Below are 22996 nucleotides of genomic sequence, written 5' to 3' on the forward strand. Positions count from 1 at the left end.
ACGGCGCCAAAATCGCCGGGCGGCCCGGGTGGGCCGCGTGCCCCCGCGCCGCGCGCCTAGCGGTTCTCGATCTTGGCCACGTTTCCCACCGTGATGGTGATACGGCCCTCGGCGTCGGTGGAGAAGTCCAGGTAGCCGGGCTTCTCGGCAAGCTCGGAGGGGAAGGTGATCTCCACCCCGGTGTCCGTGCGGATCCTGTGGCTCTTCGTCAGGCGGTTGGCCACGCCGCGGCGCACGGGGGCCTCCTCGGGCAGCGACGCCTCGCGGACGCGCTCCTCGAAGCGCTCCCGGACCTCCGGGCGGTCCTCGAAGACGGCGCGTCCCACCTCGGCGGGCGAGAAGGACTCCTCCACGTCGGCCGTGCGGGCCACGAGCGCCTTGGCGCGGGAGACCTCGACGGCCGGCTCGAGCCCGAACTCCTCCGCCACGTCCTGGACGATGACCTTCACCTCATCGATGACCTCGTGGCTGGAGGCCTCGCTCGTGCACTGCAGGAAGCGCTCGGGAATCACCATGACCTTCTCGCCGCCCACGGAGCGCTCGCGGTCGTGGAAGTCGATCGCGCCGGTCTGCGCGTCCACCAGCACGTAGCTCGCCACCTTCTGCGAGGGGTTGGGCAGCGTGGCGTCCACGCGCGAGATGTCGTTGGCGGCCCCGCCCACCTCGTGCACGAACGCCTGGCGCCGCGGCAGCAGCACCACGGCGAAGAAGCGCCGCCCGGCATCGCCGTCGAAGGAGGGGCCCTCGTCCGCGCCGTCCGCGGAGGAGGGCGCGGCGTCGGTGTCCGTGAAGTCGGCCACGAGCAGGTCGCACTGCTCGAGGTCCTCCGCACGGCGCAGCTCCTCCCAGAACCACTGCGCTATCTCGGTCGAGAACTCCACGAACTCGCGCTCCCCGACGAGGTAGCGCTGCAGCTCCGCGGCAAAGCCGGAGTCCGGGGCAAACTCGCCGTGGCGGCTCTCCGCGCACGACGAGATCTTGCGCAGGTGGCGCTGCACGTAGGAGCGCGTGGCACGCACGTCCAGGTCGAGCGGGCGCTGCGAGAAGTACGTGGAGCCCGCGTCGAAGTCAAAGACGTGCAGGATGGCGTTGGTGACCCTGAGCATGTGTCCTCCCGACAGTCATAAGGCGCGCCCGCCGCACGCAGGCGACGGGCGCGCCACAGGTTCTTCTCGCCGAGCCCCTATGCCTCGGAGCCGGGGTTCTGCGCCTCCATGGTCTCCGCCACGGCGTCCGAGCCGTCCACGCGCTGGCCGTCTGCGTCGCGCTCGAGCGCGGGGATGAGCATGCGGTAGGCGTTCTCGGTCGCGTTCTTGCGCGGGGACTTCTTGGCGTAGCGCTTGACGGCCGCGGCGGTCTTGTTGATCGCCTGGAGGGTGCCGGCGCCGGCCACGCAGCCGCCCGGGCAGGCCATGCCCTCGAGCAGGTAGCCGGGGTACTTGCCCTTGACGGCGTCCTTCATCATCTTGCGGCACTCGTCGAGTCCCTCGGCGTTGACCACGTTGACCTCGCGGTCGGGGTAGCGACGGTGGATGGCGTTGACCACGGCGGTGGCCACGCCGCCCGCCACCGCGAAGCCGCGGCCGTCGGCGGAGGCGACCTCGAAGTCAGAGGCGCCCTCGCCCTCGAGCTTGTTGTACTCCTCGATGCCGCGCGCCTTCATCATGCCCATCATCTCCTCGAAGGTGAGCACGAAGTCCACCTCGGAGCGGACGGAGCGGCGCATGGCCTCGAGCTTCTTGGCCGAGCACGGCCCCACGAAGACGATCTTGGCGTTGGGGTGCTGCTTGCGGATGAGGCGCGCGGTGAGCGTCATGGGCGTGAGGGCCATCGAGATGCAGTCGGCGTGCTCGGGGAACTCCTTCTTCGCCATGACCGACCAGGCCGGGCAGCACGAGGTGCCCATGAACGGGATCTTCTCGGGCACCTCCTCGAGGAAGTCCTCGGCCTCCTGCACGGTGCAGAGGTCGGCGCCGAGCGCGACCTCCTCCATGCCCGAGAAGCCGAGCACGGTGAAGGCCTGGCGCAGCTTGTCGACGTTGCCCTTGCCGCCGAACTGGCCCACGAAGGCCGGGGCGACCTCGGCGATGACCTCCTCGCCGGCGTTGATGGCCTGGATGACCTGGAAGATCTGGCTCTTGTCGGCGATGGCGCCGAAGGGGCAGTTGATGAGGCACTGGCCGCAGGAGACGCACCTCTCGTAGTCGATCTGGGCGCGGCCGTGCTCGTCGGAGCCGATGGCGTTCATGCCGCAGGCGTCCGCGCAGGGGCGCACGTGGTGCTGGATGGCGTGGTAGGGGCAGGCCTTGGCGCACATCCCGCAGTGGATGCACTTCTCCTGGTCGATGTAGGCCTTCTTGTCCTTGAAGGTGATGGCGCCCTTGGGGCAGATCTCGCGGCAGGGGTGCGCGAGGCAGCCCTGGCAGGCGTTGGTCACGCGGTAGACGTTGTCCTCGCACGCGTTGCAGGCGAACTTGATGACGTTGACCAGCGGCGGCTGGTAGTAGGTCTCGGGGACGGAGGCGTCGGCGAGGCCCTCGGTGAGGCTCTCGCGGTGGTCGACCTCCTGCAGCGGCAGGCCCATCGCGAGGCGGATGCGCTGCTCGACGATGGCGCGCTCCAGAAAGACCGACTCGCGGTAGGTGGCCACGTCGCCGGGGATGATGTCGTAGGGCAGGTCGCGCAGCTTGCGGCGCGTGGTCTTCTCGTCGTCCTCGGCCATCTCGTAGGCGATCTTCGCCACGCTCGAGAAGACGTTGCGGCGGATCTCGGTCAGGTTGGTGTACACGCCACGCATGGTGTCGGCCATAGGTGCCCCTCTCCCGGCTGTTCTGACTGGCGGCGCTCCCCCTCAGAAGCGCCCCGTCTCGGTTTTCCTAGTATCGCACAGGTGGGCGAGAAGTGCGTCCGGCTTGGGGCGCGCGGAGGGAAGGCTAGCGGTCGAGAAGCGCCGGGGGGCACGTCGGCCACAGGCGCGTCGGCCAGGCGGTCTCCAGGCGCAGGCGCTCGCCGGTCACGGGGTGGTCGACCCCCTCGCGCCAGGCGTGGAGCAGAAGGCCCGCGGCGCTTCTCGCCCCGCCGTAGAGCTCGTCGCCGACCAGCGGGAACCCGAGCGAGGCCAGGTGCACGCGAATCTGGTGGCGCCGCCCCGTCACGAGCTGAACGAGCAGCAGCGTGCGGCCGCCCTCCTCGGCGACCGGGCGCACGAGGGTCCTGGCGGGCTTGCCCTGCCCCGGGCGGCAGGCGCGCATCCGGCGGGCGTCGTGACGGTCGCGGCCTATGGGCGCGGCGATGACGCGCTCGCCGCCCAGGAAGCGCCCGCGCACGACCGCGAGGTACGTCTTGCCCATGGCGTGCCCGGCAACCTGGGCGTCGAGCGCCGGCTGCGTGGCCCGGTCCAGCGAGAAGATCACGAGGCCCGTGGTCTCGCGGTCGAGCCGCTGCACCGCCTGAGGCCGCACGCCCGCGCGACCGGTCGCCGCGAGGTGGGCTGCCACCGCGTCGGTGAGCGTGGGCGCGCCGGTCCCGTCAGCGTGGACGATCACGCCCGCCGGCTTGTCGCAGGCGAGAAGAACCTCGTCCTCGTATATGACCGCGAGCTCCCCCATGCGCCTCCCCTCTCACGGCGCCACGGTAACACAACGCGCAGGTTGCGGACGGTCTGCGGGCCCAAAGTGACCGGAACCCGCACGTCCCCGGAACACGTGCAGCTTGCGGACGCTTTGACGAGAAAAACCGTCCGGAACCTGCATGTCCCCTGAACACGTGCAGGTTATGGACGGTCCGCGGGCCCAAAGTGACCGGAACCCGCACGTCTCTCTCATACGCGCAGGTTGCGGACAGTCTGCGGGCTCGCGCGCTTCTCGCCAACCGGGTGCGGAGTCTGCTTACGGACCCTTGCATCGTCATCGGCATCGCGACGGTGGTCGGATTCGCCAGCAGCTCGTGGGCCGGTTCGGCCTCAATGCGGCGCGCATGGATCCGGTGGAGGCCCTGTGCTACCAGTAGCGCGCCCCGCCCGCGCGCGGCCCTACGCCAGGCGCGCGGTCACCCGCTCGGCGAGCTCCGCGGCCGGCACCTGCACCTGCTCGTGGCTCACCATGTCGCGCAGCGTGACCACGCCGGCGGCCAGCTCGTCGGAGCCGATGATCGCGCACAGGCGGGCGCCGAGCTTGTCGGCCTGCTTGAACTGGGCCTTGAGCGAGCGTCCCTGGTAGTCGGCCTCGGTGCGCACGCCGGCGGAGCGCAGCGCCAGGCACGTCTCAAAGGCCGCCGCACGCGTGTCCTCGCCCGGGGTGCAAGCCACGTAGACGCAGGACGGCTCCTCGCCGCCGAGGTCCACGCCCTGCTCGGCGAGCGCCAGGCAGATGCGCTCAAAGCCCACCGCAAAGCCGAGGCCCGGCGTGGGCTTGCCGCCCTCGAGCTCCACGAGCCCGTCGTAGCGCCCGCCGCCGCCGATGGCGCCCACGCCCGCGCCCACGACCTCCACCTCGAAGACCGTGCGCGTGTAGTAGTCCAGGCCGCGCACGAGCGTGGGGTCCTCGACGTAGGACACGCCGGCGGCGTCCAGGTAGCGCTTGACGGCGGCGTAGTGTGCGGCGCACTCGTCGCAGAGGTTGTCCGGCGCGAGCGGGGCGTCGGCCATGACCTCGCGGCAGTGGTCGTTCTTGCAGTCGAAGGCGCGCAGCGGGTTGATCTGGGCGCGCTCGAGGCAGTCCTCGCACATCTCTTCAGCGTGGTCGAGGATGAACGCGCGGACCTTGTCGCGGTAGGCGGGCCGGCAGGCGGCGTCGCCCATCGAGTTGATGGTCAGGCGCAGGCTCTCGCGAGAAAAGCCCAGGCGGCAGAAGTACTCCATGAGCATGATGATGCACTCGGCGTCGGCCGCGGGGTCCGAGGCGCCGAGCCACTCGACGCCCACCTGGTGGAACTGGCGCAGGCGCCCCTTCTGCGGGCGCTCGCCGCGAAACATCGCCTCCGCGTACCAGAGCTTGGCCGGGGCGGCGCCCTGCGGCACGAAGTTGTTCTCCACCGCGGCGCGCACCACGCCGGCCGTGCCCTCGGGCCGCATGGCCATGCGCTGGCGCGGCTTGAGGTGGCCCTCGGACCCGCGCTCGAGGACGTCGGGCAGCAGCGCGCCGGAGAAGACGCGGAACATCTCCTTGCGCACCACGTCCGTGGACTCGCCGATGCCGTGGACGAAGGTGTCCACCTGCTCGATGGCCGGGGTCTCGATCATGTCAAAGCCGTAGGAGCCAAAGAGCTCGCGCGCCACGTCCTGCATCCGCTGCCAGGCGCGCATGTAGCCGCCGAAGAGGTCCTCGGTCCCTTGAACCTTCTGTGCCATCCTGCGGGTCCCTTCTCGCGTCGATTTAGCAGAGCTAAGTATACACGCGCCCGGGGGCGGGCTCGGGCGCCGCCGCGACGGGCCGGCCGCGCAACCTTACAAAACCGCAAGCCGTCCGTAAGAGGGTTCGATGGCTCTTGACCTGCGGCTCTGCGAGGATTCAATCAGCACAGAAAAGCGGAAGGGAGTCAGGCATGAAGAAGATCGTCTTTATCGCGGCCGTGGTGTTCGTGGGCCTTGCCATCATCCTCGACGGCGGCAGGTCCGAGCGCCGCCACGCGCGGCGGGCCCGCGCCTAGCACTCGTGGCGCACCTCGCGGCGCGACCCGCTTCCTCGCCCGCGGGCGGCCGCCTCAGCAGCGAGCCAAACGCCGCCGCAAGCACCTGCTGGAAGAGCGTCCCTATGACCACGGGAAACATCACCTCGCCGGGGAAGTACTCCCCCGCGATGACCGCGCCGGCGGAGATGTTGCGCATGCCGCAGAGGTAGGTCATCGTCACCTGCTGCTCGCGCGGGCGGCGCATGAGGCGCGCGGCGAGAAGCCCGAGCGCGTAGCCCGAGGCGGCGAACACGCACACGAAGGCGGCCACCGCCACAAGCGTGGGCGTGAGGTTGCGCACGTAGGGCGCCACGCCCGTCGAGTTGGTCAGGATCACCAGGACAAGCGCGATCTTTGCCGCCGGGGCGATGGCCGGCGAGAGCTCGCGGGAGGCGCGCCCGTGCGTGAGGTCGTTGGCCGCGGTGCCAAGAAGCGCCGGCAGCGCAATAGAGACGACCATCTCCCCCATCATCCGCGCGGCGTCCACCTCGACGGTCTGGCCCAGGAGCAGGTGCAGCGTCAGCGGGATGGAAAACGGGGCGGCCACCGTGGAGACGAGGATCGTGGCCAGCCCCAGCGACGGGTCCCCGCCGAGCATGTTGATCCACATGGCCGCGACCACCGCCACCGGCACGCTGTACTCCAGCACGAGCCCGCACACCAGGTTGGGGTCCGAGCCAAAAAGGAGCGTCCCCAGCGCGCAGGCCACGCATGGCATGAGCACGGAGGCTATGCCCAGCGTGGCGAACATCGGGGCCGGGTGGCGCAGCGTCCGCCCAAGGTTGCCGAACGTGTTGGAGAGCGAGCTCTGGAACGTCATGAACGCAAAGAGCACCGTGACCGCGGGCTTGAGCAGCGAGAGCTGGTCGGGGAACAGCACGCCGAGCACCACGCACGTCGGCGAGATGAAGGCCATGTGGCTGCCTATGAAGCCTCCGAGCCTGCGCCACGCGTCCATGTGCGGTGCCCCCTTTCAGTCCGGGGCACATGGTAGTTCTCGGCGAGAAGAGCGCACCGAGGGCGTAACGCACTCGACATGAGGGGGCGGCGAGGGACCCCGACTCTACCCGAACATCTCCTTCGCCGTGACCAAGTGGACATTCCCGGCCTGTCGCGCGCGCTCGCGACACTCGTCCTCAAAGCCGCTCTTTGAGAAGAGGTAGAGCTCCGCGCTCTCACCGCCGTCAATTAGGGAGGCCCGCTTTTTCAGCCTGCCCAGGACCGACGCATCCACGGGAGCGTTGTTCCACTTGCACTCCCCCACCACCACGTCTCCGTCGGCGCCACGCAGCACGACGTCAATCTCCTCCTGTTCGCGCGTGCTGGGATTTGTCCCCCACCAAGAGCCAACCTCGAGCGGAATGGTCTTGATTTCCCCGGATGCGGCTTGCCGAAGAAGCCACTGCCGGCAGACGTCTTCGAAGACCGGCCCCACAAAGGTCGAGAACTCCTCGGAGACGATCCTCTCCGCAACAAGCGCGGACATTCCTGCCTCTATTGCCGTAAGATACTTGACGCCAAACCGATAGTGAAAGCGGAACAGATTGTCTGAAATCTCATAACGCACCTGACGCTTCTTGCGCGAGACGGCGGGAACCGTTCTCCTTACCACAGATAGACGCTCAAGCCTCTCAAGATACTGGCTCACCAGTGCGGAGGAAATCCCGGTCCTATCGGAGATCTCCTGGGGGCGCACGCAGCCGCTCGCCAAGGCCCCAACGATCGCGTTATACCTCGCGGGCGAGCGCACCTCCTGAAAGAGGAAGTTTTCTGGCTCGTTGGAGAGAAACGCATCAGGCGGTAGCAGGCGGTTTGCGATGTTCCACTGGATATCCCGCCGAGCGTCCAGCTGCTCCAAGTACAGTGGAATCCCCCCGACAAGCGCATAAAGCTCGATTGCCGCAACTGAGTCATCGGTCCCAAGGAGCTCAGATGCGCTGAAGGCGTCAAACGGACGCAAGTGTATCTGCGCGGTCCTTCGACCGTAAAGGGGGCTTTTCTCGCCAAGCACCTGCTCTTCCATGAAGCTCATAGAAGAGCCGCAGAGGACAAGGAACAGCCTGCTCGTTGCCTTGTAGCGGTCTATGAGCGTCTGCAGAAGAGATGAGATGGCGGGATAGCTTTCTGCAAGGTAGGGATATTCGTCAATGACGAACACTGTCCTTTGCCTCTGGCCCATCTCAAACAGGGCGACGAGGGCATCCTGATAGGACTGGTAGACAGGGCCATTTGAGGGAAAGAGGCTGGTGCCAGGACGTACGCCGTCGCCCGGATAAGCCCGCAGCTTCCCCAGCGTTATGCTGAGCGCCTCTAGGTTATCTCGGGCCGTCGTCTGCTGCGCAGTGAAGAAATAGGCGTCTTGCTTATCCGAGATGAACTCGTTGAGCAAGGCTGTCTTCCCCACGCGTCGCCGACCGTACACGGCAATCATCTGGAACGCATCGCTCTTGTATGCCGACTCCAGTTCGTTCAGCTCGCGCTCCCTGCCGACAAACATGGCCTTCCTTCCTTAGTAAGTTATAACTAAGTATATCGTAACTTATTATAATGAAGATGCATCGGGAACAATCCCACCTTGACTACCATTGACAACTGCATACGGGGCAGCTACTGTCAGAGCTTGATTAATCCCCTCCCCAACAACAGCAAAGCGTGGGCTAGAAGACCTCGATTGAGAATTACCGCGTTCTTCAAGATATGAAAAGAAAGAGACGGCTACACAGGTCCAACGCACCGGAATTCCAGACAGATTCTTATGCCGCTTTTTCGCTAAATTGGTTCCAGCCTGTGTGCAAACGGTCAGGTGCTATCCTTTCATCCATTTTCGTTCAAACTCCCTACACCTTGACTCAAATTCACCGTGAGCATATGGGAGCAACACGGGTGTGGATAAAACCGTCTGATTCGGTCCGGGTACTTCATTCCATCCGACTATCTTTCCTTTCGTCATCTCCATCACCATCATTACCATAGGTGTCACTATCACAGGCTTTTGGTTCTCAAGGCAGTCGAGAGCCCTCCGTGCTGCGGTGCAATTGAGCAGATACCTTTCTTCTGGGCAGATTACCTCTCCTTTCATCTCAATGTTCCAGGTGAGGGGAGCCCCCTCGCCAGTGCTCTCATAAGCTTTGATTTCATTATTTTTTCTTATTGGTCTATATGTCCTCTGCAAGAAGTCTATCCCACAATACTCATAGATGTATTCTCCGTGCCCAGAAAGCCGTCTCCTTGCATTTCCGATTCTCGCGGCGCGCACAAGTGAAGGGCCTTCTTGTAGCGGATTGCGAGACAACATCACAACATAATCTAGTCCACGGTTCGATGAACCTTGAATTACATCGATAATTTCGTTTGTTAATGGAGCGTATCCCTTCGGACAGTATCTTGCCCCCTTGTCGTTAATCAAAATCCAAGCCCTGAAGTCAGCAAGCACTTCAATGAGAAAGCAGAGCTCTATTCTCTCGCCGTAGTTGTCAAGCGATCGGATTTCTCTCCTATAGGCATCAATTTTCTCTTCATGACCACAAAACACACGCACGAAAGAGTCTACGTACGCAAAGTAGCTTTGTTCCGATAGAACGGAGACGTAGTCGGCAGCAGCCGCACAGAGTTCTCCCACAGCCTCCCGAATCTCCTCTTCACTAGAAAAATCACTTTTATTATATTTATTATATATTTCTTCAATCTTCGTATAGATTTTTTTCGATTGAGATCTGATTTTGTTTTTCTTCTTTTGAGAGAAGCAGTCGATCGTGAGGTGCTCAATGCCAACCAGAGCCTCTTGTGTGCCATTTCCCGGCGCTCTATGAATCAGGAAGTCAGGTCGTTCCTCCGTCTCCCTCTCTACATAGTTCCCACTCAGACGCATAGCGACACGCCTTGCTTCACCGCTCTGCTCACGTGCAAGACGTAGAGCAAGGTCAAGCGCGGCCCGCTCCGCATTTTTCTTGTTTTTCAATCGAGAGCCCCTCCTCGGACCTACCCCAAACAAATTTGCTTAATCGTTTGATTCGAAATTAAACTGGTGCAAAGGTGCAAACCGGGATGAGGCTGTTGGATGGAGCCACTTGCGCTCCGTCCAACAGCCCGTAAAATTGGTATTCGTCGGACTTGGTTTATCCTAAGCCCGACTCATCACCCATGGGGCCCCGTGTGCAGACGGGGCCCTACCTCTTCTTGTGAACCCTGACCCTACTGATGACACGGACTCGAATCGGCAACATCCGGAATCGGACGTAGGAGTTCTTCATGGTCTCTCACCTCCTCAATAATCGCATCCTTCAGCGACCCTAGTGATAGCGAGCTTTGTGGTTGGCAAGTGTCCTGCCGTCCTTAGACTTCTGGGTCTTCGAAGTCGAAGGCCTAGAGAGGCGCCTTGCGGAAGCGCCCAACTTGCCGCCAGAATGTCGTGCCATACAACCCCCTTTCCTGTCTGAAACCTATATTGCGTTATCAATATAGCGCTATTCGATTTTATTAGCAAGCATCTCAAAATTGACCTGTCCCAAATTGTCTACCAAGAGCTATAATTCCGTAAAGGAGAAAGGAGAGGACAGTGAAGCGTGCCGACATCGTTAGGCTCATACGGGCACATTGTGACCAGGACAACGTCGAATTCAACACCGTGGCCCACAGCATTGCCCAAGAATTTGAGACAGCAGGCGCTCACGAGCTTGCCTCATACATCATGTCACTCATCTCACAGACAAGGACCTTTATCCCACAGGATTTTGCTGAAACCCATATCTATCTCCGACCTATGACAATAGATAGCAATCCCCTCCCTCTTCCCGAGTGCATCGCAAACGACCTACGTGGAATCATTAACGCCATCAGTAGAAACATGGGCGTCCACGCCTTCCTCTTCCAAGGCCCTCCCGGAACCGGCAAAACCGAATCCGCCAAGCAGCTCGCAAGGATTCTTTGTCGGACTCTCTATATCGTTGACTTCAATTCAGTAATTGACAGCCACCTTGGAAAGACTTCCAAAAACATCTCTGCCCTGTTTGAAGAGGTTAATCAAACAAACGGAAGTTCCGTTGTTCTCTTCGATGAGATAGACGCTCTTGCATTGGACCGAATCAATCAGAATGATGTACGAGAGATGGGACGCGCCACTTCCACCCTACTCAGAGAGCTCGATAACGTCAGTGAAAACGTCATACTCATCGCCACCACCAACCTCTTTGACAAGCTTGACCGTGCACTTGTCAGGCGATTCGATACATCAGTAGACTTCAGTCGCTATACCCATGAGGACCTTGAGGAAATCGGTACGTCCATTATGTGCCAATATGGCTCAAAACTTGATTTCATTCGAGGCAATTTGAAACTCTTCAAGAAAATTCTTCGTTGTGCCCCAACGCTTCCCTACCCCGGCGAGCTATCGAACACCATCAGGAGTTGCGTGGCATTTTGCGATCCCAACGACCCATACGACTACTTGAGACGCCTGTTTGATGCTCTAACATCCTTTGGTGATACATCAGTTATGCACTTATCCTCGCTCGGTTTTACGACGCGCGAAATCGAAACCCTCACCGGCACCCCCAGGAGTACGGTAGCCCGTATACTCAAGGAGGCATAAAGTTGAACGACCTGCTGATGCTCCAGAAAGACTTTGAGTCAAAATCTGCAACCGCCCCTACTCATCCGACGCTCCCCACAAATGCAAGAGTGAGAGCAGATCGCGCATTGGAACTTGCCGACTCCCTTCGTCGTACGCTCGCTTCCTGGCCGAAGAATGCTCCGATAAAAAAGGTACTTATAAGCGTGGTTTACAATAAGATAACCGCCAAGAGCAATCGTACCAAACGAATTCTCGCAGAAGGGTCAAGAGACCCGGAAGTCAGTATTCGTGGGGCGCGCTATGAGGGATCCGATGGAAACAGGCATCACGTAATCACTCACTATGTTGATAGGGAAGTAATTGAATCGTCCATTAAGGAACTTGAAATCACTGCGGGCTTGCTCGATAAACACTTCGATGGGTCAATCGGCAAACAGGAACTCGACAGCCTCTGGGATAAAAATGCAGGGAACACCAACGATTCTTGGAAGAAGCTCACGGGCGGAGCAGTCTCGCGAATTAATTTTGCTCGTCTTGTCCATGACATCTGCCACATTGAAGAATTTGAGATTCCCAGCCCGCCCAGCAAGGAGGGTAATCGCATCCTAACAACCTTATACGAGACCGACGACACCGCCTTTGAGATGCTTAGAAAGCTTGGCATCAGCGTAAAATACCTAGATACTCTCGAGAACAGCGCCGTACTCGAACAAATGCAGTATCGGAAGCTTTATGAGATGGCACCATACCTAATCGCCATGTCTACGACTGATTTCTCACGGATGGATGAGATGGACGTGGTGGATTCTGCCGAAGACAAGGGGCCCCGAATAATTGGGAGCCCCTCCAATGAGCCAACTATCGGAGTTATTGACACCCCCTTCGACACCGAACATCCACCGTATTTTAGCGCATGGGTCGACGTGCGGAACGACCTACCCGAAGGCCTTCCGCCAAGGAGCAAAGACTACATTCACGGGACGTGCGTAAGCTCACTCCTTGTCAATGGCCACGTGATGAACCATCAGCTTGACGATGGTTGCGGGTGCTTCAAAGTCAGACATTTTGGAATAGTTCCAGCAGAAGGACTAAGCTCGTTTGCAATCGCCCGCAAAATCAAAGAAATTGTCGAGGAAAACCCGGACATTCATGTATGGAATCTCTCTCTAGGATCTGACGAAGAAACAGAGCGCTTCTGTATCTCCCCCGAGGCCGAAGTCCTAGACAAAATTCAGTCCGACAGAAACGTGCTCTTCGTCGTGGCGGCAACCAACAACAGAACCGGCAGCACTCATAGAATCGGAGCCCCGGCAGACTCGATCAACTCTCTCGTTGTCAGCTCAGTCAAGCCTGATGGCACGCCCGCCAGCTATAGCCGCAGTGGGCCTGTTCTCGACTTCTATCGTAAGCCAGATGTTGCCTACTACGGAGGCGACATGGGCTGCGAACTATCAGCCTGCTGCGGTACGGGAGAAAAACTGTGCATGGGAACATCCTATGCCGCCCCACTTGTAGCTAGAAAGGCGTCGTATCTCATCGATATAATCGGCGTTCCCCGAGACGTCGCGAAGGCCCTCATCATTGACTCAGCATGTGGATGGAGTAACGAAGGACCGCATCCGATTACTGGATACGGCATCGTACCTATAAACATACGCGACATGCTACGAATTCCTAACAGTGAAATTAAATTTTTTATCAACGGAATCGCAAGCACCTACGAGACGTACAACTTCACGCTGCCCGTCCCTTTAGTGGGAAACGTATTTCCTTATCTTGCAAGAGCAGTAATGTGCTATACGCCAAAATGTAATAGAAGCCAAGGCGTTGATTACACCTCCACTGAGCTTGACCTACATTTTGGTCGGATAAAAGCCGGCAAAATTGTCTCCATCAAGCCCAACACACAGGGTGAGGCAAATGATCGAACAACCGAAAGGGATGCACGTGATCTTCTTGGAAAATGGGACAACGTAAAGCGAATTTGCGACAAGGTCTCCACCCGTCCACGAGCACGAAAAGCGTTCGGAAGCACGACCTGGGGCATCAAAATTCGCAAGACCTCGCGAATGAGTGCGGGTGACCCGACTCCCCAGCCCTTTGGCCTCGTGGCAACCCTCAGGGAAATCAATGGCGCAAACCGTATCGACAGCTTCATTCAGCATTGCCACGCAGAAGGCTGGTTGGTACGCACATTCGACGTAGACACTCGCATTCGCATTTACACCGACGAACAGGTTGACATCCAATTTGATTGATAAAAATGCCGGCGCAAGAAGACAGCTCTTTCTTGCGCCGGCACTATCACAATGCACTGCAGTGTAGACCTCTCCCATATCGATTCCATGCTGCGTAGCACACCTCAGCAGCCTCCTTAGCCCGAAGCCGCTGGGTCTCGCCGTCGAGGGCACACTCGATAATGCCAGTCAAGCCCCCGCTAGGTCAGCGCGGGCTGAATCCAGGTTAAGCTCCGTCCAAAACCTAGTAAGTCTGATTGCGATGCGACAATTATAGCCAAAGCGATTTCCGTCATCTGGCGCACGAAGGTGCTGTCGACGAAGTTATGACCACCGACGATAATATCGACGGTGAACTCGAGGGCCCCGTTATATCGCTACCTCTCCTTAAGATTGGAAACGTACTCCCGCAGCTCGTCCTCCCAGTCGCGTGGCGAGAAGCCCGTGGACTCGATCTTCGTCAGATCAAGGTCGGAGCGCTCGGGTCTCGGGGCCACCGGGCCCTCGGCGCCGGCATAGTACTCGGCGGTCGTCACCGGACGCACCGCTTCTCCGTTGCCGTTAGCCAGCTCGAAGACCTCGCACGCGATCTCGGCCCAGCTCGCCACGCGGCCGGAGCCCGTCACGTTGTAGGTGCCGTAGGGAGCGCCCCACCTCAGCAGGTGGAAAAGAGCCTCGGCCATGTCGCGCGTAAAGGTGAGGCGGCCCAGCTGGTCGTCGACCACCGTAACCTCAGCGAGCGCGTCGCCGCGCACGGTCAGGCCGAGGACGAAAAAACTGGGAATGTTGTCTGGCATAACGTATCCCCATTAAAGCTGGCTAACACATCTTTAGCAGAAGACATGCAATATACTTCTATTAGCATTACAATAGAACTACGCAAATAAAGGAGGCAAACATGGCTACGATGACTATCCGTTGTGACGAGAAAGACAAGCGCGATGCCGCCAGGGTCGCCGAGTACTACGGCTTCGACCTCTCCTCTGTCACCCGTGCGTTCTGGAAGCAGATTGGACGCACCGGCCGCATCCCTCTTGACCTTGGCAACGAGGAGCCTAACGAGGAGAGCCTAGAGGCCATCCGGGAAGCCGATCAGATGATGCGGGATGGCTCTGGGGAGAGCTACGCAACCGGTCGCGAGCTCATCGACGCCGCGCTCGCGTCATGAGCAGGCTCGAGGCGAAGTTCACCGCGTCCTTCGGGAGCGACCTTAAGCGCATGGCAAAGCGGAAGAACAGAAATCTTGTCGAGCTCGAGAAAGTCCTTGAGCTTGTGCTTGAGAATTCTCAGAAGTCTCTCAACGAGCTGAGGCAACGGCACCGCATGCACACGCTCTCTGGCAAGTGGGCGGGACGAAAAGAGTGCCACGTGGCGAATATGGGAGATTGGCTCCTCATTTGGTCAACCGATGAACGCTTTGCCTACTTTGAGCGAACCGGAACGCATGACGAGCTCTTTAGGTAGAGAGAAAAACTTATCACAGAGGCAGCTAAGCGGCACTTCCCATCTGCCCCACTACCACTCTTACTCGTAGCGACCGCGAGACTTGACGATCTTGCCCTCGGCCACGCGACGCAGGTGCTGCCCATAGACGGACTTCCCATAGGCGTCCGCAGCGGCGAGAAAAGCGTCGGTGCCCACCCACCCGTTCTCCCAGGCAATCTCCTCGAGAACGGCCACCAGCGTGTCCTGGGCGCGCTCCACGGCGCGCACGAACTCGCCTGCTTCGTAGAAGGCTCTCCATTGTGCCCGTGTCCAGCCAGGCGTAGCCGTGCCCCAGCGTGACCACGCTGAGCGCGCCGGCCTCCGCGTTTTCCACCGCGCGACGCAGGTGGCGAGAAAGACCGTTGCCGTAGAAGATGTTGCCCCCCAGGATCAGCGCGCAGGGCTCTCCGGCGATGAACTCCTCGCCGATGAGGAAGGCCCGCATCAGCCCGTCCGGCGATGGCTGCTCCACGTAGGAGAGGCTGACCCCGAACTGCAAGCCATCCCCGAGCAGTCGCTCGAAGTTGGGCAGGTCCGTGGGATCGAGATAATCAGGATGTCCCGGATGCCGGCCATCATGAGCACCGACATCGGGTAGTAGATCATCGGCTTGTCGTAAACGGGCAGCAGCTACTTGCTCGTCACGAGCGCAAGCGGGTACAGCCGCGTGCCCGACCCACCCGCAAGGATGATGCCTTTCAACGAGAAATCCTTTCTAGCTGAATTATCTGGTCGGCAGGAAGCCCACAGCCCGGACTCAGCAACCACGGATATGGACGGAAAAAAATGTAGCACGATGCGCTGACATAACCTTAAATTACGAGGCTACCTACCGTAAAAAACGGCCAAATGAAGAGAAAAACATCGTCCAGTATGGGCGCCCCACCCATAGTGATGTGCACTCTTCTTCTTAATTTGATTCAACGAAGAGCCATGGGCAAGTTCCGGGAAACCACATCAAAAGAAACACCTTTATCAATCCCTCGCGCTCCACCGACGAGGAAAATGAAGGACAGCTTTCGAGCGTAAGGAACTTTGTGTCGCGCTCAATGAAATCTGAAAAAGAAATGCAATTATCTCTTATGGCCAAAGACCAGATCGAGATAGGGAACGATGCTGCGGAATTGGCACGTTTGAAGCGTACTTCCGGAAAACATCATGTGCACATTCTGCATCGCAACAGATGATACTCTTTCATCCCAAGAAATCTTGCGAAAAACATCAGTATCAGGATATGTAATGTAGTAGGTGAGTTGGGCATCTCGAGCATTAGTTGAAAAGCGAATCTAATCTTAAGTCAAGCATAGCTTAGACGCGGCCCCTCAGGCGACCCGCCGCATACTTCGCGGCCGTCGAGAAGGGCCTGCCCCTCCGCAGGAGGTCGCCGAGACAGCGCTCGCCCGTCAGCGCGTCGATGCGCGCGTTCGTCCCGCAGGGCGGGTTAACCCGGCCGCCGGACCTGAGGAACGCGCACAGGGCCTCGTGGAGCCCGTCCCGCGCCGGGCGCAGGTCCGCCTGCCCAATCCCCGCCACCCCGAGCACCTTTGAGTTGTCGACGACGCGATCGTACATCCGGTCGTAGAAAAGCTGATAGGGCGCCTGCGCCGCCCACGCGTACTGGTCGAGCGTGCACGGCACCACCGCCACGGGGAGGCTCCGGCGGTATACCTCAAGAACCTCCGACCAAGGCAGCGACTCCGACGTCGCCAGGTTGTACGCCTCGCCCAGGGCGGCGCCGTTTCCGACGAGAGCGCAAAGCATGCGTGCAACGTCGGCGCCAGACGTCATCGTTGTCGTCTTGGAGAGCAGCTCGTCAGGCATCGCGATCTGATAGCCGTGCATCGAGCGCCACAGCCACGTGCCCGCCTCAAGCACCCCGAGCTGGAACCTGCCGCCCGAGTCATACGTGATGCCCGGACGGGCGATGGTCCAGTTGGCGCGCCCGGAACGTCTAAGCACGTCCTCGCAACGGGCCTTCGCCAGCGCGTACTCGTCCGTCCTAAGGTACTCCTCGTCCCTAGACACGTCCGCCAGCCTCGGCGAGCCCTCCTCGAGCACCGGGGCGTCTGCGTAAACGCGGTAGGAGGAGATGAAGAGGTACTGACGGGCGCCGGACAAAAGCCTCTCGGCGACCTCTGAGAACTCCCCCGTCCGCCACACCATGAAGTCAACGATGGCATCGTAGTCGGCGCTCGTCAGGATGCCCTCCAGGAAGGCTCCGTCGTGCGCGTCGCCAACGACGTACCGCACGCCGTCGCGCCCCGTTCTCCCCCTCGAGCGAGTGGTTACGTCCACGGACCAGCCGCCATCGGACAGGAGGCCCACAAGGTGCCTTCCCATGGCGCCCGTGCCGCCAAGCACCAGGGCCCTCATCGCCGCCCCCTCGCCATCGAGATCGCCTTGCCCGCGAGCGCCCGGTTCAGGACCACGAACGCGACGCCGCCCAGCAGGGAAAGCAGTACGAGAAGGCCGACCGAGTCCGTGTTGTAGATGACAACGATCTCAGCGACGGCCGCAGCCAGAATGGGGAGCAGCTCCCCCCAGCGGACGTCGATGGCCGCATACCCCCTCGTCTGGAGGACACGCACGACCCATACGACAAGCTGGCTGACGGCAACCGCCAAGCCAATTCCGAGAAGCCCCAGCGGCACCACCAGCGTGAAGTTGAGCACCGCTGCGACGGCAGCGCCCACGATCGTGGTCGAGGCGGCGCCCTCCGTCTTTACCGAGCACATGTAGAGCGTCCCATAGAAGCTCGAGAACGCCGAGAACAGCGCCCCCACATAGAGGACGGACGTCAGGTTCTTCGCGGAATGGTAGTCCGCCTCCGTGAACAGGAGGATGAATGCGGCCGTCGCCGGCAGCAGGACGAGCAGGGCGCTCGAAAGCCCGCGCGCCAGGACCCCGAACACCCGCGTGAAGAACGCGTCGCGGTCGCTCGCGGAATACTCGAGAACCGCCTGCTCCTGCCACGCCTGCTGGAATATCGAGGACAGCATGGTCACGGCGGAGGGAAATCTTGACGCCACGGCGTAGACGCCGTTCGCCGCAACACCGAGAAAGCCCGCGATTGCCAGGCGCCCCAGGCTCGTAATGCACCACCAGCTCACCTGGTTCGGGATGAGCGGCACTGCGTATCGCAGCATCTTCCGCATGTCATCAAAGCTCGCGAGGCCCAGGCGGACGCCTCTGAACTCCGGCGTTTTTAGCACGCAGAAGACGATGGCGGCAGCCGTGGCCAGCAGTATTGCCAGCAGCAGGCCCTGATACCCCATCGAGAGGGGTATCACGAACAGGAACGAGAGGGTGCACATAATGGCCGCATACAGAATCCCCTGCGCCGCAAACAGCCTGTTTCGGTGGACCCCGCGCACCCCGAACTGCACGCCCAGATACAACGCTCCCGCCACGATCATCGCGTACAGGACAGGCGCGTCCTGGAACCTGAGTGCCGCCCACACACCCCAGTACACCGCGGAAAAGGCGGCGATAAGCATCAGAAAGAGCAGCACCCAGGTCGAGAGCATGCCCTCATACCCGCCCGTCCTCTCGACTATCCACCTAAAGAGCGCCTCGGGTATGCACAGGACGGCCACCGTCTTCAGCAGCTCCGAGGCCGTGTAGACGAGGTCATACGTCCCCATGCCCACCGTGTCCACGTAATGGGTGCAGAAGGGGATGACCAGCATGACGAGCACCTTTGACCCAAAGGTGCCGACCGCGAACACAAGGGTGCTCTTTATGAGGCGCTCGGAACGGTCCACGAGCCCATCCTTTCGCGAGAAGGCCGCCTACCTGCCCAGCATCTTCTTGGCCATGTCGATGCCCTTCTGCCCCAGGGCCTTCTTGACCAGCTGCTTGGCCGCCCCCTTGGAGTCGTGCGCTATGTTCGAGATCGCCTCAAGGGCATCCGACTCGTCCTGGCTGTCCGTAAACACCTCAAGGACCATAGGCCTCTCGCGGCTCTCGGGGGAGACAAACCGCGGCAGGAGCTCCAGGTACTCCGCCTTGCCAGATGCGCTCAGGTACTCGAACCCCAAGTCACTGGCGAAGTTCTTCACGAGCGTGCGGCTCTTGTCGCCGAAGTGTCCCGCCGCCGCCATGAACGCGTCCGCCTCGTCGCCAAACTGCGCGGCGGGATGTGCGTAGTTGCGGAACTCCGTACCTCTGCCGTTATTCACAAGCAGAATACGGACATTCCCACCAAAGTGTCGGTTTCCAAGAGCGTTGAGGTCATAAAAGAATGCTAGGTCCCCCAATACGCAAAAGAAAAGTTTTCCGGGGCTCGCCAAACTGGCCCCTAGCGTGGTTGAAAGCGCACCATCAATGCCAAATCCCCCTGTGTTCGAGTAGCATGAAACGTCCTCTGGAGTCTCAAACATATTCCACGCTCTAAGAGAGTTGAGAATCCCAAGATGTAGAGAACTGCCCGCAGGAAGCTTTGAAGCGGTGTGTTGAGCCATCCAGAGATTAGAGAACGGCAGCTCGGGAACTGCGGAGAGGTTGTCCCTATAGGCGTCCTTCCAGCGCTTCAGGCTTTCATCCCCCCTGTCGGAACGCCTCTCGACACAGTCCGCGTACTTGGTAAAGAAACGCAACTCGCTCATCTCGAAGACAGCCGTCTGCTTCTTGTAGCAATCGCGAATCTCACCATCGGGATTAACGCGCCAGACCTCGGAGGGATAGATGTGAAGAGACGCACCCGACACCGAGCCAATATGGACAAGAACGTCAAACCTCGCGATATCGGGCAGTGAGGCGTCCTGGTTAGTCACCAAGGCCGCAAGGACTCGATGGCTCCCTCGATAGTTGCTGGTTTGGTCGCACAGCACGACGGCGTCGTAGCGGTCGCAGAACCTCTCAATCGCGCTCGTGGCTTCATCCGAGAACGGCGCATGGGCACCGACAACGACGCCGACTTTACGCGCCTCGAGAGCGGGCAGTTCGTCCTCGGCGGTGTACCTCCGAATCATACGATAGCGCGGCAAGGGCTTGGCGGAAAAGTCGCGGCTATATTCGGTTTGCAAGTTGATGTGAACCGGTCCGCCGCCATCCCTAGTGAGGGCAAGGAGCGCCTCGTTGAGCAGCAGGTTGCACTCCCAGGCATCCTCGTCTGAGTGGGGCACCGTGACCTGCACGTGCTTGACGCAGATGTCCGCCATTGGCGCACTTCTGTCCAGAACCTGTGGAACGTACTGACCAACTCGTCCCGGATGCTGCATGGAGGTCACCGCAAGAATAGGGAGCTTTCGGTAAAAGGCCTCGGTGAGCCCCGGGACATAGTTTCGCGAGGCCGTCGCGCCAGTGCAAGAAAGAACGACTGGCTCGCCGGATTCTGCCGCCATGCCGCAAGCAATATAGGCCGCAGAGCGTTCGTCCACAGAAGAGAACACCTCGAAGAACGGGTCGCTTTGTATGCTTGCCACAAACGTCACGTTCGTGGCGCCGGGGCTCGTTACAACCTTGCTGATACCGAACTGTTTAAGTAACGCCACGAGCATCCGCACGTTCTCTTCTTTTGTGTATGCAACGTTCATTCTTAACGCATTCCTTTCTAGCTAATGAGCGAATCGATGAGGTAGTCTGCCGACGATTCCCTCATCGCGGAGAGACGCTCATCCACAGCCGCCCAATCGATAGGTGCCCCCATCTGTTCCGCAACCCCAAACCGCGGATCGAAAATGCGGTCAGACAGACCCGTGGCCTCCAGCAGGGTGCGAACCCGATCGTTTCCGCCGGCTCGCTTCCCCCGAAGCAAGACGACTAAAAACGGACGATGGAACATAATGCTGAACACGACGCCATGAAAGGATGTCGTGACAACACACTGAGCGCCACGCAAGAGATTCAGCCACCCGGGGACGGTTGGCAAAAGAGCTTCACGCTTTGGAATGATTGGATATGCGGAGAAGTAGCCGGATGAGTACACTGGAGCAACCTCCAGTTCCATCTCGCTCACGTAGCGTTCAAACTTGTCCCAGTACATATCGCGAGGATAGAGAACGTTTAGCACGTACACAAATAAATACGGCTTCTTAGGGACTGACTCCCCCGACGCGTCTGCAAGGACGTCATAATCTTTATCACTTAAAAGCAGTGTTGGATCAACATTCAACCGAGCATCAACGCCAAGCTCCCCACAGAGCGCCACCGCACCCGTTTCACGCACACCAACCGCATCCAACCCAGTGATATAGCGCTTAAAGACAGGAAGCTCTTCCTTTTCTAACTTACGGCCGATGCTCGCCGCGTAGGACACGCGGCGAACCGACGTGTCTCCGAAACGTAAGTACCAGCCAGCCGCGTTCGAATCATTCAGCGATGCTCCCCAAATCTGGTCACTGCCAGCGATATAGGCATCTGCTACCGGTGGTTCTGCTACTAAATCGTCTATCGAGCGATACTCGATACCATATAGATGAAGAAATTGGGACCTGAATGAGGAGAAACTCCGCATGCTATCGTTTGAGCTATACCGCAGTTTGCGCAGGTAGTTTACAACGAGCTGCCAGTCAAAATATGTTCTGAGATAATTTGCCAAATCGACAGCCGACCTAACGGACGACCGACCCCCGCCTTGAGGCATGTAGGGCACGTGAAAGGCATCGTGTCCCTGGTTCCTTAGATACGTTTGCAGGGCATAGCACTGTAGCATCTGCCCATAGTTGTTTTCGCTCGAAATAAAGGACAGGATTCCTATTTTCAACGGAGCGCCTCTCTGTCAGGTTGCGTCATCGAGCCATCGGAAGCCATTGCCCTCTCCTGCTCATTCCAAAACATAGAAATTGCTAAGGCCAGCAGGAGCAGGGGAATAGCAATCCTCACTTGCGTAAAGGGTTGGACATAGATTGAAATGGCAACAAATAAGATTGTCAGACCGCACACCAATGGCGCGCGAGCAAGCCCTTTTTTCGAGGATGCGGCCGAGAAAATGGCCACATAATATGCAACTAGCAGAATGTACGCCCATACTCCACAAAGAACTATTATCGATCCGTAGTCACTTTGCCCAAAATGGTTAAACCCATGTAAACCGGGCTGGTAGAAATCTGCGGAACCAATGCCCTCTCCAAGAATCCACGAAGTCGGAAGGGAGAGCGCATAGACAATCATTTTGAATCGCTCGTCACTACCATTTACATACGCGTCCGGTCTCATTGCATCAACTATGGCTTGAGCCCACCAGATTATTCCTCCGACAAAGCTTCTGAAAGCTGGGATTAAGTTGAACGCGACCACCGACACCACGGAACCGACTATGGCAATCAAAACGAGCGCCTTAAGTGCTGTACGTAAATGAAATGCCATCATAACGATCAGCATAACGAACAGTACCAGTGCAATCACAAATATCAGCGCTTTATTGTCATTCAGCGTCGCAATGTAAAGAGACAAGGCTGCAAGCCCGAAAGTGCAGAAGATAATTCCAACCCTCTTTTTACCACTCGAGCGTGCAATGAGGGGTATGTCGCTAACTAAGACGAATACCGTAAACAACGCGACAGCATGAGTTGAGCCATACCCAAACAGTCCAGAGATATTGTCTTCGAACGAAATAATGTTGCCGTCGGACACTGGCTGGATAATACCAGGATAACTGTATTGAACAAGCATAATTATGCAATTCAAACCTAGGAGTGCATTCATTAGAACGCCGCACGACTCATAGAGCTTCACGGTGTAGTTCGGACGAGCCTTCAGCAAAAACAGCACGTAGATGCCATAAAACTGGACTTGAGATATCCGTAAAGCATTTTTGAGTGCTATTACAGGATCACCGTCTGCAGCGACACTCAAAATAAAGAGCACCAGTGGGATACACATCCCAATTAATGCATACTTCGGAATACGCCAGGAGTACGTGCATACCCTGAACAAAATAAGAGCACAAACAATTGCATTAATAAAATTCCCCATTCCAAAGAAATCAAGCAGGAATTCCTTAGCAAGAATGAGAGAAATTAAAAATGCATCATAGGATGAAGATGACGACAACCGCTGGAAAGATTTGCTCAAATTGATATTCATCAGTATCCGT

17 protein-coding genes and 1 pseudogene are annotated in these 22996 nt (G+C 59.1%); 4 read left to right on the forward strand and 14 right to left on the reverse strand.

Annotated elements, in window-relative coordinates; genetic code table 11:
• Nucleotides 1–56: 56 nt before the first annotated feature.
• The 7 genes from B5F23_RS02570 to B5F23_RS09525 form a co-directional block, all read right to left on the reverse strand.
• Nucleotides 57–1106 (reverse strand): nucleoid-associated protein, encoded by a 1050-nt coding sequence (locus B5F23_RS02570; RefSeq protein ID WP_087351454.1) that lies wholly within the window; start codon nt 1104–1106, stop codon nt 57–59.
• 77 nt (nt 1107–1183) lie between these two features.
• The gene (locus tag B5F23_RS02575) at nt 1184–2809 is read right to left on the reverse strand and encodes a 4Fe-4S dicluster domain-containing protein (protein ID WP_087351457.1); all 1626 of its coding nucleotides are present in this window, start codon (nt 2807–2809) and stop codon (nt 1184–1186) included.
• 124 nt (nt 2810–2933) lie between these two features.
• Nucleotides 2934–3608, reverse strand: a complete 675-nt coding sequence (locus B5F23_RS02580) for an RluA family pseudouridine synthase (protein ID WP_087351460.1) — start codon at nt 3606–3608, stop codon at nt 2934–2936.
• Nucleotides 3609–4030: 422 nt separating this feature from the next.
• On the reverse strand, nt 4031–5347 hold the full coding sequence (hisS, locus tag B5F23_RS02585; RefSeq protein ID WP_087351462.1) for a histidine--tRNA ligase: 1317 nt from the start codon (nt 5345–5347) through the stop codon (nt 4031–4033).
• A gap of 243 nt (nt 5348–5590) precedes the next feature.
• Nucleotides 5591–6625, reverse strand: a complete 1035-nt coding sequence (locus B5F23_RS02590; RefSeq protein WP_087351465.1) for a bile acid:sodium symporter family protein — start codon at nt 6623–6625, stop codon at nt 5591–5593.
• A gap of 105 nt (nt 6626–6730) precedes the next feature.
• Nucleotides 6731–8164, reverse strand: coding sequence for an AAA family ATPase (locus B5F23_RS02595; protein ID WP_087351468.1), 1434 nt, complete (start codon nt 8162–8164; stop codon nt 6731–6733).
• Nucleotides 8165–8473: 309 nt separating this feature from the next.
• Entirely contained in the window at nt 8474–9625 is a 1152-nt protein-coding gene (locus B5F23_RS09525; RefSeq protein ID WP_143786342.1) for a hypothetical protein, read from the reverse strand.
• A 597-nt stretch (nt 9626–10222) separates the two neighbouring features.
• Here B5F23_RS09525 and B5F23_RS02600 point away from each other — a divergent pair.
• Together B5F23_RS02600 and B5F23_RS02605 are read left to right on the forward strand one after the other, a co-directional pair.
• Nucleotides 10223–11254, forward strand: coding sequence for an ATP-binding protein (locus tag B5F23_RS02600; RefSeq protein ID WP_087351471.1), 1032 nt, complete (start codon nt 10223–10225; stop codon nt 11252–11254).
• 2 nt (nt 11255–11256) lie between these two features.
• Nucleotides 11257–13494 (forward strand): S8 family peptidase, encoded by a 2238-nt coding sequence (locus tag B5F23_RS02605; RefSeq protein ID WP_087351474.1) that lies wholly within the window; start codon nt 11257–11259, stop codon nt 13492–13494.
• Nucleotides 13495–13850: 356 nt separating this feature from the next.
• Here the strand turns inward: B5F23_RS02605 and B5F23_RS02610 are convergent, their stop codons facing one another.
• A complete protein-coding gene (locus B5F23_RS02610) occupies nt 13851–14270 on the reverse strand; it encodes a sugar nucleotide-binding protein (protein ID WP_087351477.1) in 420 nt (139 codons plus the stop codon).
• 101 nt (nt 14271–14371) lie between these two features.
• Between B5F23_RS02610 and B5F23_RS02615 the strand changes: the two genes are divergently transcribed.
• A complete protein-coding gene (locus B5F23_RS02615) occupies nt 14372–14641 on the forward strand; it encodes a type II toxin-antitoxin system RelB/DinJ family antitoxin (RefSeq protein ID WP_087351479.1) in 270 nt (89 codons plus the stop codon).
• Nucleotides 14638–14937, forward strand: a complete 300-nt coding sequence (locus B5F23_RS02620) for a type II toxin-antitoxin system YafQ family toxin (RefSeq protein WP_087351482.1) — start codon at nt 14638–14640, stop codon at nt 14935–14937. Before B5F23_RS02615 ends, B5F23_RS02620 begins: the two co-directional genes overlap by 4 nt.
• Before the next feature lie 60 nt (nt 14938–14997).
• Here B5F23_RS02620 and B5F23_RS02625 read toward each other — a convergent pair.
• From B5F23_RS02625 to B5F23_RS09530, 6 genes and pseudogenes are all read right to left on the reverse strand, one after another.
• A pseudogene (locus tag B5F23_RS02625) lies at nt 14998–15660 on the reverse strand (sugar nucleotidyltransferase).
• Between the two features lie 606 nt (nt 15661–16266).
• Complete coding sequence (locus tag B5F23_RS02630) at nt 16267–17331, reverse strand: NAD(P)H-binding protein (protein ID WP_087351485.1); 1065 nt, start codon at nt 17329–17331, stop codon at nt 16267–16269.
• Nucleotides 17328–18722 (reverse strand): lipopolysaccharide biosynthesis protein, encoded by a 1395-nt coding sequence (locus B5F23_RS02635; protein ID WP_087351488.1) that lies wholly within the window; start codon nt 18720–18722, stop codon nt 17328–17330. The genes B5F23_RS02630 and B5F23_RS02635 overlap by 4 nt, the downstream gene beginning before the upstream one ends.
• 27 nt (nt 18723–18749) lie before the next feature.
• On the reverse strand, nt 18750–20495 hold the full coding sequence (locus B5F23_RS02640) for a thiamine pyrophosphate-binding protein (protein ID WP_087351490.1): 1746 nt from the start codon (nt 20493–20495) through the stop codon (nt 18750–18752).
• Nucleotides 20496–20512: 17 nt separating this feature from the next.
• Nucleotides 20513–21664, reverse strand: coding sequence for a polysaccharide pyruvyl transferase family protein (locus B5F23_RS02645; RefSeq protein ID WP_087351493.1), 1152 nt, complete (start codon nt 21662–21664; stop codon nt 20513–20515).
• Complete coding sequence (locus B5F23_RS09530) at nt 21661–22986, reverse strand: hypothetical protein (protein ID WP_143786343.1); 1326 nt, start codon at nt 22984–22986, stop codon at nt 21661–21663. The genes B5F23_RS02645 and B5F23_RS09530 overlap by 4 nt, the downstream gene beginning before the upstream one ends.
• Between the last annotated feature and the right edge of the window lie 10 nt (nt 22987–22996).

The organism is Olsenella sp. An188 (assembly GCF_002160255.1).
In the GTDB taxonomy this organism is placed as follows: Bacteria; Actinomycetota; Coriobacteriia; order Coriobacteriales; family Atopobiaceae; genus Thermophilibacter; species Thermophilibacter avistercoris.